At 73.2% G+C, this 12,850-nt stretch carries 9 protein-coding genes; 6 read left to right on the top strand and 3 right to left on the bottom strand.

Annotation, left to right across the window (positions count from 1 at the left end):
* The first annotated feature begins 8 nt into the window (after nucleotides 1-8).
* Genes G5C65_RS00485 through G5C65_RS38860 form a run of 4 tightly spaced genes read left to right on the top strand, consistent with a single transcriptional unit; the run spans nucleotide 9 to nucleotide 9,587 of the window.
* Nucleotides 9-6,320: a type I polyketide synthase gene (locus G5C65_RS00485; protein WP_165296535.1), complete on the top strand. Its 6,312-nt coding sequence runs from the start codon at nucleotides 9-11 to the stop codon at nucleotides 6,318-6,320.
* Entirely contained in the window at nucleotides 6,317-7,876 is a 1,560-nt protein-coding gene (locus G5C65_RS00490) for a long-chain-fatty-acid--CoA ligase (protein WP_165296536.1), read from the top strand. The genes G5C65_RS00485 and G5C65_RS00490 overlap by 4 nt, the downstream gene beginning before the upstream one ends.
* A gap of 8 nt (nucleotides 7,877-7,884) precedes the next feature.
* Complete coding sequence (locus G5C65_RS00495) at nucleotides 7,885-9,165, top strand: cytochrome P450 (RefSeq protein WP_165296537.1); 1,281 nt, start codon at nucleotides 7,885-7,887, stop codon at nucleotides 9,163-9,165.
* Nucleotides 9,162-9,587, top strand: coding sequence for a DUF5988 family protein (locus G5C65_RS38860; RefSeq protein WP_165296538.1), 426 nt, complete (start codon nucleotides 9,162-9,164; stop codon nucleotides 9,585-9,587). Before G5C65_RS00495 ends, G5C65_RS38860 begins: the two co-directional genes overlap by 4 nt.
* Before the next feature lie 5 nt (nucleotides 9,588-9,592).
* On the opposite strand, the gene G5C65_RS00505 is transcribed toward G5C65_RS38860, so the two are convergent.
* Nucleotides 9,593-10,000, bottom strand: a complete 408-nt coding sequence (locus G5C65_RS00505) for a DUF2178 domain-containing protein (RefSeq protein WP_165296539.1) — start codon at nucleotides 9,998-10,000, stop codon at nucleotides 9,593-9,595.
* Nucleotides 9,990-10,181, bottom strand: a complete 192-nt coding sequence (locus G5C65_RS00510) for a helix-turn-helix transcriptional regulator (RefSeq protein WP_165296540.1) — start codon at nucleotides 10,179-10,181, stop codon at nucleotides 9,990-9,992. Before G5C65_RS00510 ends, G5C65_RS00505 begins: the two co-directional genes overlap by 11 nt.
* Nucleotides 10,182-10,321: 140 nt before the next feature.
* Here G5C65_RS00510 and G5C65_RS00515 point away from each other — a divergent pair, with 140 nt between their 5' ends.
* Nucleotides 10,322-11,149, top strand: a complete 828-nt coding sequence (locus G5C65_RS00515; protein WP_165296541.1) for a helix-turn-helix transcriptional regulator — start codon at nucleotides 10,322-10,324, stop codon at nucleotides 11,147-11,149.
* Nucleotides 11,150-11,424: 275 nt separating this feature from the next.
* Entirely contained in the window at nucleotides 11,425-12,243 is an 819-nt protein-coding gene (locus G5C65_RS00520) for an SAM-dependent methyltransferase (protein ID WP_165296542.1), read from the top strand.
* 27 nt (nucleotides 12,244-12,270) lie between these two features.
* Here G5C65_RS00520 and G5C65_RS00525 read toward each other — a convergent pair whose 3' ends face one another.
* The gene (locus G5C65_RS00525; protein ID WP_165296543.1) at nucleotides 12,271-12,819 is read right to left on the bottom strand and encodes a carboxymuconolactone decarboxylase family protein; all 549 of its coding nucleotides are present in this window, start codon (nucleotides 12,817-12,819) and stop codon (nucleotides 12,271-12,273) included.
* Nucleotides 12,820-12,850 lie beyond the last annotated feature (31 nt).

Here is a 12,850-nt window from a genome sequence, read left to right on the forward strand (position 1 = left end):
AGGGAGCCATGCCCATCACGCACGAGGAATCCGTCGCCGTAGTCGGTATCGCCCTGCGGCTGCCCGGCGGGAACAGTACACCGGACGAATTCGCCGCATTCCTGCGCGCCGGCCGGTCCGGTCTGCGCCCGCTCCCCACGGACCGGTGGGACACCGAGGGCCTGTTCTCGGACGACCCCGAGGCCAAGGGCACCATCCGGTGCGCCCGTGGCGGCTTTCTCGACGACATCGACACGTTCGACGCGAAGTTCTTCAACATCTCGCCGAAGGAGGCCGACTACGTCGACCCCCAGCAGCGGCTCGCGCTGGAGGTCGCCTGGGAGGCGCTGGAGGACGCGGGCATGGACCCGACGCCGCTGCGGCACGGAAACGGCGGCGTCTATATGGCCGTCAGCAACATGGACTACGCGGGCGAGATGGGTGCCTACGCCGCGGAGGAGCTCAACAGCTATATGCCCACCGGCGCGGCGCTGAGCGCGGTGTCCGGCCGGGTCGCGTACTTCCTGGGCTGGCGGGGCCCCTGTCTGACCGTGGACACGGCCTGCTCGGCCTCGCTGGCCGCGGTGCACCTGGCCGCGCAGGCGCTGCGCGGCGGGGAGACCGACCTCGCGCTGTGCGGCGGGGTCAACACCATCCACAGCCCCCGCCCGTACATCCTGGCCAGCCAGGGGAACATGCTCGCCCCGGACGGGGTGTGCAAGACCTTCGACGAGGCCGCCGACGGGTACTGCCGCAGCGAGGGCGCGGCCGCCCTCGTCCTCAAGCGGCTCGGCGACGCGCGGCGCGACGGCGACCGCGTCTACGCCCTGGTGCGCTCCTCGGCCATCGGCCAGGACGGCGAGAGCGGCTCCCTGATGGTGCCGAACGGCGCGGCGCAGGAGCGGCTGATCCGCACGGCCCTGGCCTCGGGAGACCTGCACCCCGGCGACATCTCCTGCGTCGAGGCGCACGGCACCGGGACCCCGCTGGGCGACCCGATCGAGATCGGCGCGATCAGCGCGGTGTTCGGCGCTTCGCACACCGCGGAGCAGCCGCTGACGGTCGGCTCGCTCAAGACCAACATCGGGCATATGGAGTCCGCCGCCGGAATCGGCGGACTCATCAAGGCCGTCCTGCAGATCCGGGACGCCGCGTTCTACCCGCATCTGAATCTGCGCACCCCCTCCAGCCGCATCCCGTGGGACGACATCCCGGTGACCGTCCCCACCGAGTACCGCCCGTGGTCCGCGCCGGTACGGCGGGCCCTGGTGAACTCCTTCGGCCTGACCGGGACCATCGCCTCGGTGGTCGTGGAGCAGCCCCCGGCGGACCGGGAAGCCGCAGGCGCCGCACGGCCGGCCGCCGGGCCGCATGTCCTCGCGCTCTCCGCGAAGACGCCGGGCGCGCTCCGCGGCCAGGTGCGCCGCTACCAGGAGCTGCTGAGCGACGAGCCCGACACCGACCTGGGCGACCTGTGCTACACCGCCGGCACCGGCCGGGCCCACTTCGGGCTGCGGATCGCGGGAGCCGTCCGCAGCCACGAGGACGTCACCCGGCTGCTGGACCGGGCCCTGACGCGCTCCACCCAGCCCGCCCGGCCGGCCGCGGGCGGCCGGACGGCGTTCCTGTTCTCCGGCGGCGGCACGCAGTACGTGGGCATGGGGCGGCCGCTGTACGAGCAGTTCGAGGCGTTCCGCGAGCCCATGGACGAGTGCGACGGGCTGTTCGAACCGCATCTGGGCCGGTCCGTCAGGGACATGGTGCTCGGCGTGGCGGAGGACGCCGAGCTCATCCACCAGATCCGGTATATGCAGCCCGCGCTGTTCACGCTGGAGTACGCGATGGCGCGGCTGTGGCTGGCGTGGGGCGTGCGCCCCACGGTGCTGGCCGGGCACAGCATCGGCGAGATCGTCGCGGCCACCGTCGCGGGGGTGTTCTCGCTGCGGGACGCGGTCACGCTGATGGCGGCCCGCGCCTCCCTGATGGACGCCTCACCGGCCGGCGCGATGACCGTCGTCGAGGCGACGGCGGCCGAGGCGGCCGCCTGGGTCGCGGACTACCCCGACCTGTCGCTGGCCGCCGTGAACGGAACCCGGAACACCGTGCTGTCGGGAGGGCGGGAATCCCTCGCGCGGCTGGAGGAGACGCTGGCCGTGCGGGAGGTCAAGACCACCCGGCTCGCCGTGTCCTGCGCCTCCCACTCGCCGCTGATGGCCGAGGCGGGCGAGGCGCTCACCGAGGTCGCCTCCGGCCTGACCTTCCACGAACCGCAGTTCACCCTGGTGTCCAACCTGACCGGCAAGGTGGCCGATCCGGCCGAACTGCGCACGCCCGGGTACTGGGGGCGCCATCTGCGCGGCGCGGTCCAGTTCGCCCAGGGCATGCGGGCCGTCGCCGAACGCGGCCGGCACACCTTCGTCGAAGTGGGCCCGGGAACCGAGCTCGTCGGCATGGGCAAGCAGTGCCTCGATGTGCCCGGCGACCATCTGTGGCTGAACAGCCTGCACCCGGAGGACACCGACGGCACCACGGCCCGGCAGACCCTCGCCCAGCTCTACACGGCGGGCGAGCCCGTCTCCTGGGCCGCGCACCACCGCGGCCAGGAGCGGCGCAGGATCGTACTGCCCACCTATGCCTTCGACCGGAAGCGGCACTGGCTGCCCGCGCCCGCCGCCGGCGGCGCGGCCACCGGCCCGCAGAGCGGGCACCACCCGCTGCTCGGCCGCGAGGTGACCAGCGACGGGGAACGCGCGGCAGGCATCCGGACGTTCGCCGCCCGGATCGGCGCGGACCGCCCCGCGTATCTCGCCGACCACAAGGTGATGGGCCGGGTGGTGTTCCCCGGCGCGGGCTATATCGAGATGCTGCTGGCCCTCCAGGACGCGGTGTACGGCGAGACCGACCGGGCCCTCACCGGCATGGCCATCCGGGAGGCCCTCTTCCTCCCCGACGGCACGGACACCGAGCTGCGCACCCGGCTGCGGCCCGGCGGGGACGGCACGGACACCGTCGAGATCGTCAGCGTCGTGGAGAGCGACGAGCCCGGCGTGGCGCTCTTCGAGCGGCAGCACGTGACCTGCGCCCTCGCCCCGGCCGGCGATGCGGACGTGACGGAGACGGAAGCCGCCCTGCGCGGCCTGGCCGGGGAGGCGGGCGAGCCCCGGGTGCAGGTGAACGCCGACGACCTCTACGCGGGCTTCGCCGAGCTGGGCGTCGAGTACGGGCCCCGCTTCCAGGGAGTCGTCCAGGTCGAGGGGCACGCCGGACAGCTGGCCCTCGGGGAGCTGCGCGGGCCGGACGCGGCCCTGGGCGAGCTGGTGCCGCCGGCCCTGCTCGACTGCGCGTTCCAGTCGCTCGCCGCGCTCGCGGACGAGGCGGACGGGGTCGCCATGCCCACCGGCATCGGACGGCTCAGGCTGCTGAAGAAGCCGCGCGGCGGCGTGCTGCGCAGCGTGCTGCGCTTCCGCCAGCCCGGCGGCGAACCGGACGCCGCCTCCGGGCCGCCCGTCGCTGATCTGGTGCTGCTCGACGGGGACCGCACGGTCCTCGTGCTGGAGGAGCTCACCCTCCAGCCGGTGGCGAACGCCGCGCCCGACCGCGAGCGGATGTACTCCGAAGTGCGGTGGATCAAGCGCTCGCTGCGCTCCGCCGAGCCCCCGGAGCCGGGCCCCCGGCACGCGCTGCTCGTCGGCGCGCCGCGCGCCGCCGTCGAGGCGCTGGCGGAGCCGGCGAAGGACCGGGAGGTCACGCTCTCCGTCGCCGCCACCGGGGCCGAGGCCGGTGAGCTGCTCCGGGAGCGGCCCGCGGACGTGTGCTGGTTCTGGCAGCCCGCCGCGCACCCGGAGGAGTCGCTGCGGGAGGAGTGCGAGCGCAACTACCGGGGGCTGCTGGCCCTGCGGGACGTGCTGGAGGAGTCCGGATTCGGGCACGACCAGCGGCTGTGGCTGGTCACCGAGGGCGGCCAGTGGGTCCCGGGCGACCGGCCCGGGGACGGAGTCGCGGAGGGGCCCCCGGCGGCGGCGTCCCTGTGGGGCTTCGGCCACGTGATGTGGACGGAGTACCCCGCGTACCGCGTCACCCTCGTCGACCTGCCCTCCGACGCCGGCGGCGGGTACGCGTCCCTGCTCGACGAGTGGACGGCTCCGGACGCCACCGACTTCCAGGTGGCCTACCGTGCGGGACAGCGCCATGTGCGCCGGGTCTACGACGAGCGGGGCGGCCCGGACCCCGAGGTCGAGCTGGTCCTCAGGGAGCCGGGCAGGATCAGCGGGATCGCCGCGGTGCCGCTGGGCGAGCCGGCCGAGCCCACGGGCAGCCAGATCCAGGTGCGGGTGTCCGCCGCCGGGATCAACCTCAAGGACCTCTTCAACGTCCTCGGACTGCACCGGCAGTTCGTCCAGGAGGCCGGGACGGGCCGGGAGGAGCTGCCGCTGGGCCAGGAGTGCGCGGGCGTGGTGACCGCCGCGGGACCCGACGCCTCCTTCCGGGCCGGCGACGAGGTGGTCGTGGCCCAGCTCGGCTGTCTGAAGCGGCAGGTGACCGTGGAGTCCGCTGCGGCCGTCCGCAAGCCGCCGGAGCTGGGCTTCGCGGAGGCCGCTGCGCTGCCCACCGCCTTCCGCACCGCCTATCTCGCGCTGCACGAGCTGGCCGGGATCAAGCCGGGCGACCGCGTCCTGGTGCACGCGGCGGCCGGCGGTGTCGGCCAGGCCGCGGTGCAGCTGGCGCAGCGGGCGGGGGCCGAGGTCTTCGCCACGGCCAGCCCGCACAAGTGGCCGCTGCTGCGCTCCCAGGGCGTACGCCGTCTGATGCACTCCCGCACCCTCGACTTCGCCGACGAGGTGCTGGAGGCCACCGGCGGCGCCGGCGTCGACATCGTGCTGAACAGCCTCGACCTGGACTTCGCCAAGGCGGGCCTGAAGACCGTGGCGGACGGCGGCACCTTCGTCGAGCTGGGCAAGACCGGTCTGCTCACCCCGGACGAGGCCCGCGCCATCCGGCCCGAGGCCCGCTACGTCGACTTCAGCGACCTGGTCGACGAGCAGACGCGGCACACGCTGCCCCAGGACGCGCTGCAGGACGCGCTGCGGACCGTCGTCGACCTGGTCTCCGCCGGGGAGCTGGCGCCCCTGCCCACCACCGTCTACACCCTCGACGAGGTCGACGAGGCGTTCGAGGTGCTCAGCCGGGGAGCCAACACCGGCCGGGTCGTCCTCGGCCTGGAGCCGCCGGTGCCGCCGCCCGCGGCGCCCGTGGAGCTCAGCCCGGCGGAGACATACCTGGTGACCGGCGGCTTCGGCTCCCTCGGGCAGCTGACCGCCGAGCACCTGGTCAAGCTCGGCGCCCGGCACATCACCCTGCTGGGCAGGCGGCTCCCCGACGCCGGGCGGCTGGACGCGCTCCGGGAGCGGCTCGGCCGGGAGACCGAGGTCGTCGCGCTGGCCGCGGACATCGCCGACGCCGACGACGTACGGCGGATCTCCGGGCAGCTGCGGGCCGGGGAGCAGCCGCTGGGCGGGGTCGTGCACGCGGCGGGCGTGCTGGCGGACGCGCCGGTGACGGCGCAGAGCTGGGAGAGCATCGACACGGTCTTCGGGGCGAAGGTCTACGGGAGCTGGCTGCTGCACCAGGAGCTCGCGCACCACCCCGGGCTCCGGTTCTTCATCGGCTATTCGTCGGTCACCTCGGTCCTCGGCTCCCGGGGCCAGGCCAACTACGCGGCGGCCAACGCGTTCCTGGACGCCCTCATGTGCGCGCGACGGGCCGCGGGGCTGCCCGGCACCAGCGTCAACTGGGGCGCCTGGGGCGAAATCGGCCTGGCGGCCGGGATGGACGCGCAGCACATCGCGAGCGTGGAGGACCAGGGGTTCGGCTTCTTCAAGCCGGCCGCCGGGATCCGCGCGCTGACCCGGCTGCTGGACGGCCTCCCCGCCCAGATCACCATCGCCGACGTCGACTGGGACCGGTGCGCCGCCACCCGCCCGCAGCCCAACCCGCTGTACCACAAGGTCGGGAGCGGGCCCGCGTCCGCCGCCGTCGACGTCGATCTGGAGGCCCTGCTGGAGCTGCCCGGCGCCGAGCGCCAGGACGCCGTCGCGCATGTGCTGCGGTCGCTGATCGCGCAGCAGCTGCACTACGAGGACGCCGAGGACGTCCCGCCCGACGCGCGCTTCTTCGAGGTCGGTCTGGACTCGCTGGCCGCCGTCGAGTTGAAGAACGCGCTGGAGCTGTGCTTCCGCGTCCCGCTGTCGTCCTCCGACATCTTCAGCTACCCCTCGGTCGGACAGCTCGCCGAGTTCCTCGACTCCCGGATCGCGGGCGGTGCGCGGGGAGAGCAGCCGTGAGCGGCGGCGCGGCCGGGACCGGGACCCGGCCCACCACCCTCACCGAGGCGGCGGCCCACCACGCCCGGCACCGGCCGGACGGCATGGCCATCGAGTGCCAGGAGCGGCGGGTCACCTTCCGTGAGCTGCACGAGCGGGGCAACCGCACGGCGCACGGGCTGCTGGCCGAGGGCCTCGCGCCGGGCGCCCGGGTCGGCTATCTGGGCAGGGACTCCGAGTACTACTACGAGGCGCTGCTGGCCTGTGCCAGGACCGGTGCCGTCCTGGTGCCCGTCGACCCGCGGCTGACCGAGCAGGAGCTGGCGCACGTGCTGCGGGACTCCCAGGCCGCGCTGCTGCTGGCCGAGGAGGACCGGCTGGAGGCGGTGGACCGGATCCGGTCGACGCTGCCGGAGCTGCGCACCGTCCTCCCGCTCTGCGCGGACGCGCCGGGCGGCGGGTTCCCCGGCTGGCAGGCGGGCCGGCCGGACACCGACCTGCCCGGGGTGACGCGCTCCCGCGACCCGCTGGTCCAGATCTACACCAGCGGTACGACGGGAGCCCCCAAGGGCGTGGTGCTGCGCCAGGGCAGCTTCTGGGCGGTCAACGACCTGCTGGCCCGGCACCGGCTGGACTGGCTCGACTGGCGGGAGGACGACCGCAGCCTGAACCTGCTGCCGGGGCACCACATCGGCGGCCCCTGGTGGTTCCTACAGGGCTTCCGCGCCGGAGCCACCAATGTGCTCGTACGGGACTTCCAGGGGCAGCACACCCTGCGGCTGATCCGCGATTCCGGCATCACCACGACCCTGATGGTGCCCGCGATGCTGCAGGTGCTGCTCAGCGAACCCGGCGTCTCCCCCGCCGACTTCACCGGGCTGCGCAAGGTGGTCTACGGCGGGTCGCCGATCCCGGAGAGCCTGCTGCGGCGCTGCCTGGAGACGATGCGCTGCGAGTTCGCACAGATCTACGGGCTCACCGAGACCTGCGCCTCGGCCGTCTGCCTGCCCCCGGCCGACCATGTGCCCGGCAACCCCAGGCTGGCCGCCGCGGGACGCCCCTACCCGGGGGTGGCCGTGCAGATCGTGGACGACGCGGGGAACCCGCTGCCCACCGGGCAGGTCGGCGAGGTGCTCATCGACACCCCGGCGGTCATGGACGGCTACTGGCAGCGGCCCCGGGAGAGCGCGCTGACCGTCGCCGACGGCTGGCTGCGCACCGGCGACGCGGGGTGCGTGGACGACGACGGCTACCTCTACATCCGCGACCGGATCAAGGACGTGATCCTCGTGGCCGGCGAGAACGTCTACCCGGCCGAGGTCGAGAACGCCCTGCGGATGTGCCCGGCGGTCGCCGACGCCGCGGTGGTGGGCAGACCGGACCGGGTGCGCGGGGAGGCCGTGCACGCCTACGTCGTCCCCCGGGCCGGGGACCGGCCGGACCCGCGCGAGCTGCGGGAGTTCCTGCACGGGCGGCTCGCCGAGTACAAGATGCCCACCGCCTACGAGTTCGTCGAGCGGCTGCCGCGCAACGTGAGCGGAAAGGTCCTCCGGCGCGCTCTGCGCGCCCGCGACTAGGAGAGCTGATGGAACACGACAGCACCCCGGTGCGGCAGCTGCCGATGCCGCGGCCCGATGTGTGCCCGTTCGGGCCGGCGCCCGAGTACGCCCGGCTGCGCGCGGAGGCCCCGGTGACCCGGGTGGCCTGCCCGACCGGCCTCACCGCCTGGCTCGTCACCCGCTACGCGGACGTGCGCGAGGCCCTCGGGGACGCGGACCGCTTCAGCAGCCGGCCGGGCCAGGTCGTGCACCTGATGGCGCACGCCGATCCCGAACGCCCGCTGGCGCCGGGCGAGTTCACCCGTATGGACGGAGCGGAGTACCAGCGCTTCCGGCGCCATATCGGCCCGGAGGTGTCCACGGCGGGGCGGCTGGCCCAGCTGCGGCCAATGGTCCAGGCCATTATCGACGAGCGGCTCGACCTGCTGGCGCTGACGGACCGGCGGGCCGAGTTCTACCACGACTTCGCCGTTCCGGTCACCACGGCCGCCATCGGCGGGATCGTCGGCGTCCCCTACGAGGAGCGGGACCTCTTCCAGCGGGCCGGCGCCGCGGTCTTCAGCGGTGTGACGGACCAGGCCGGCCTGGTGGCGGCGGTCAAACCGCTGCACGGCTACCTCTACCAGCTCCTGCAGGAGCGCAGGGCCGCCCCGGCCGACGACGGCATCAGCCGCATGATCGCCCGCAGCGACGCCGCCGAGCAGCCGTTCAGCGACCTGGAGCTGGTCTCGATGTGCGCGATCATGCTCAGTGCGGGCTTCGACACCACCGCCACCGTCCTGACGCACGGCCTGCTCGCGCTCCTCGCCCACCCGGAGGAGCTCGCCCGGCTCCGCGCGGACCCCTCCCTGGTCCCCCAGGCGATCGAGGAGCTCGTCCGGTTCTTCGGCGGCGCCCCGGGCATCGTGCGCCAGGCCACCCGGGACACCCGCATCGGCGGCCAGGAGATCGCCGCCGGCGACTATCTCGTCCTCGCCATCCAGGCCGCCGACCGCGACCCCGCGGCGTTCCCCGACCCCGACCGGCTCGACCTCACCCGCGGCGGCCAGGGGCACCTGGGCTTCGGCTACGGCGCGCACCAGTGCTTCGGCCAGCAGACCGCCCGGCTGGAGCTGACCGTGGCCTTCGAGACGCTGCTGCGCAGGGTCCCCTCGCTCAGGCTCGCGGTGCCGCTGGAGGAGGTCCCCTTCAAGACGGACTCGACCGTCGTCGGCCCCGCGGCCCTGCCGGTGGCCTGGGACCGCATCCATCCCGCCGCCGAAGGCGCCGCCGCGGCGCCGGCGCCGACCCCGGGAGAGCGGCGTTGAGGATACGAGCCGATACCGGCAGCTGCGTCGCCTCCGGCCTCTGCGCCTACACCGCGCCCGAGGTCTTCGGCCAGCGCGCCGAGGACGGTGTCGTCGTCGTGCTCGTCCAGGAGGCCCCGGAAGAACACCGCACCGCCGTACACCGAGCGGTCGCCGACTGCCCTGTCCAGGTGCTCTCAGTGGATGAGGGCCGAGACCCGGAGGAGTCCGTCATGGCCCCGTACAAAGCCGTCCTCACGGGCGGGCCCGCCCACCTCCCGGAGGATCTGCGCATCCAGCACGTCGCCGACCTCGCCGAGACCGTCAAACTGCCGTTCGGTTCCGGCTACGAGCACTTCGCCCACCACGGCGGCTACCGCACCGTCGACGGCGAGCGGATCCCGGAGTTCCGCTGGGTCGGCCGCACGGCGCTCGCCGAGTAGCGGGGTCACCCGCGCCGGGTGAAGAACACGGTGGCCAGGAGGTAGGTGACCCCGCCCACCGCAGCGAGCAGATCCCAGGGGTGAGCGCTGTTCCCGCGAGTCAGTTCGATCGCGAAGCCGGTGAGCACCACCAGGATGAGAACGTGCCCCGTCAGCGCGGCAGCGCGCAGGCTGATGATCTGACGGCGCTCGTCCTCGACCTCGCCGCGGAGCAGGGCCACCGCCTCCGAGCGGCGGGACAGCAGGACGAGGAAGAGCGTGTAGCCGGCCATGATCGCGAAGCCGCCGGCCGCCATTCCGGGGTCGCCCCGGGCCAGGAAGACCGCCACGTAGCCGACGCCGCACAGCAGCCCCACGGCTGGAACAAGCCAGCGCCGCCCCCGGGTCCGCGCGAGCTGCTGGTCAGTCGACATGGAAGATCTCCTCCACCGTTCTGCCGAAGTAGCGGGCCATGCGGATCGCCAGGGGCAGCGAGGGGTCGTAGCGGCCCTGCTCGATGGCGTTGACCGTCTGCCGGGAGACGCCCAGGGCCTGCCCCAGCTCCTGCTGGGACAGCGCCCTGGTCCTCCGCAGGGCGCGCACGTCGTTCCGCATGACTGGAAAGTAAGCTTGACACTCCGCCGGTGTCAAGCGTGCTTTACCTCGCCGGGGCCCGGGGCTCAGGGCCCGGGGCCCGGAGGCCCGAGGAAGGGCCTGCTGGGAACATCGCTCCGCCCCCGGGTGTTGGCAAGGAGATGACGACCCACACGGTGGACACGACACAGGAGATCGCCGCGTTCCTGCGGACTCGGCGCGAGCGCCTGGATCCGCGGGATTTCGGCCTGCCGTCGCGCCGGCAGTCCCGGCGGACCCCGGGGCTGCGCCGTGAAGAGGTCGCCGAGCTCGCCGGGGTCAGCATCGACTACATCGTGCGGCTGGAACAGGCGCGCGGACTGCGGCCCTCGGTGGGCGTGGTGGAGGCGCTGGCCCAGGCGCTGCGGCTGGCCCCCGACGAACGCGCCTACCTCTTCGACCTGACCCGCCAGCGGCGCCCCGAGGCCGACGGGCCCGCCACCGCGCCGGCGCCGCAGCTGGCCCATCTGGTCGCCGACCTGTCGCCCCTTCCGGCCATGCTGATGAACCACCGCTTCGACATCCTGGCCTGGAACCGCGAAATGACCCGGTTGCTCCAGGTGGATTTCGACACCCTGCCGGCGCCGCGGCGCAACGCGATGTGGCTGTGCCTGATGCATCCGCGGATCCGCGAGTTCTACCTCGACCGCGAACAGGTGGTGCGGGACGGGGTCGCCCACCTGCGCAGCGCCTGGGCCGCACACCCCGAGGACCGGGCGCTGGGCGGCCTCATCGCCGAGTTCACCGCCCATGACGAGGACTTCGCCCGGCTGTGGGCCGCGCGGGACGTCAAGGTCAACGGTCGCGGACACAAGGCGATGCGGCACCCTGACGTCGGTGAGATCGCCGTGCACTTCGAAGTGCTGATGCCGCTCCAGGACACGGACCAGCGGCTGATGGTCTGCCGCGCCGCGGACGACCGCAGCCGCACGGCGCTGGACCGCCTGTGACTCCGTGGCGCCCCGTGCGGGACGCCCGTGCGCCGTTCCGCTCCCGCGGGGTGGCCGCGATGCCGAGGGCGCCCCAAGTCGGTTGACCCGGCGGCGCGTTGCACGATGGTGCAGTCCGGCGCATCCACGACTGTGTCCGCGGCGGCATGCCCGCTAATCTGCTCGGCGGGTCGCGCAGCGGCAGTCCACGGATCCGGACGGGCCGACACCCGGAAAACGCTCAGCACCGGATCACTCCGACAACCGGCGTAAAAGTGAAGAATGCGGAGAACACCATGCCCGACGGCGGCTTCACACCTGAAGAGATCAACACCAGTATCGCCCACCCGGCTCGCATCTACGACTACTACCTGGGCGGCAAGGACAACTACGAGGTCGACAGAGCGGCGGCCGACCGCATACTGCAGCTCTTTCCGTACGCGCGCGCATGGTCCCTCAGCAACCGGGGGTTCCTGGAGCGCGCGGTGCGCGCGGTCACCCGGCAGGGCGTCCGGCAGATCATCGACATCGGCACCGGCATCCCGACCTCGCCCAACACACACGAGGTGGCCCGCACGGTCGACAACGATGTCCGGGTGGTCTACGTGGACAACGACCCCATCGTCGCCACCTACGCGGACGTCAAGCTCACCAACGAGGGCAATGCCGGTTTCGCGCTCGCGGACCTCCGCGAGCCCGAGGCGGTCTTCGAATCCCCGGCGGTCCGGAACCTGATCGACCTCGACGAGCCGGTGGCGCTGATGATGGTCGCCATCCTCCACTTCATCTCCGACGAGGAGGACGTGGCGGGGATCGTCAGCACCCTCACCCGGCGCCTGCCCAAGGGCAGCTGCCTGGCCCTGTCCCATGTCTCCTCCGACTTCGAGGCGAACAGCAGCGGCGATCTCCTGGGCGCCGCCAAGGTGTACGACACCGCCACAGCACGCCTCAACCTGCGCGGACGGGAGGAGATCCTGTCCTTCTTCGACGGCTTCGAGCTGCTCGAACCCGGCCTGGTGCAGGCGCCGCTGTGGCGCCCCGAGGAGCCGGTTCCCTCCGAGGAGGAACTGCGGCAGTACGTCGGCTACGTGGGGGTCGGCGTCAAGAGCGGCTGACCGCGGGGAGCCGGCGGGCCGCGGTCGTCAGCGCTTCAGGTCGTCGATCGAGACCTCGGCGGCCGGCTCGGGGTCCACCCGCGTCACGTTCATGATGCGGCCGAGCATCAGATAGAAGCCGATGGACACGGTCAGCTCCACGATCTCCCGGGGCGAGAGGTCGTCGGCCACCGCCGCGTAGGTGGCGTCGTCGGCGTCTCCGGTGAGGACGACCGCCGTGCTGAAGTCGAGCACGCGGCGTTCGAGATCGGTGAACACCTCGCTGTCGGCCGCGCCCCCGCGCAGGGCCTCGATCTTGTCGTCGGCCACCCCGACCACCCGGGCCAGCCGCTCGTGCTGGTGCCACTCGTACTCCACTCCGCACAGCTGAGCGGCCCGCAGGACGGCCAGCTCCCGCAGCCCGGGGTCGAGTTCGAGGGAGGTGAGGATCGCCTGGCCCAGCCGCAGGAAGGGCCGCAGACAGGTCTCGGCGTGCGCGACCAGGTTCACGATCCCCGCCTGGGCCGGCATCATGCGCAGGGCCTCGGCGACGGGCTCGGGCGCCTCGTCCGCCGTCACATAGGGCAGTCGTGCCACGGGGTACTCCTCGCAGGGTTGGAGGGACTGC

The organism is Streptomyces boncukensis (assembly GCF_011045075.1).
GTDB lineage: Bacteria > Actinomycetota > Actinomycetes > Streptomycetales > Streptomycetaceae > Streptomyces > Streptomyces boncukensis.

Coding starts and splice junctions, on each gene's coding strand:
- G5C65_RS00505 (WP_165296539.1), bottom strand. CDS start 10,000: ATGTCGACTGACCAGCAGCTCGCGCGGACCCGGGGGCGGCGCTGGCTT.
- G5C65_RS00485 (WP_165296535.1), top strand. CDS start 9: ATGCCCATCACGCACGAGGAATCCGTCGCCGTAGTCGGTATCGCCCTG.
- G5C65_RS00520 (WP_165296542.1), top strand. CDS start 11,425: ATGCCCGACGGCGGCTTCACACCTGAAGAGATCAACACCAGTATCGCC.
- G5C65_RS00510 (WP_165296540.1), bottom strand. CDS start 10,181: ATGCGGAACGACGTGCGCGCCCTGCGGAGGACCAGGGCGCTGTCCCAG.
- G5C65_RS00515 (WP_165296541.1), top strand. CDS start 10,322: ATGACGACCCACACGGTGGACACGACACAGGAGATCGCCGCGTTCCTG.
- G5C65_RS00495 (WP_165296537.1), top strand. CDS start 7,885: ATGGAACACGACAGCACCCCGGTGCGGCAGCTGCCGATGCCGCGGCCC.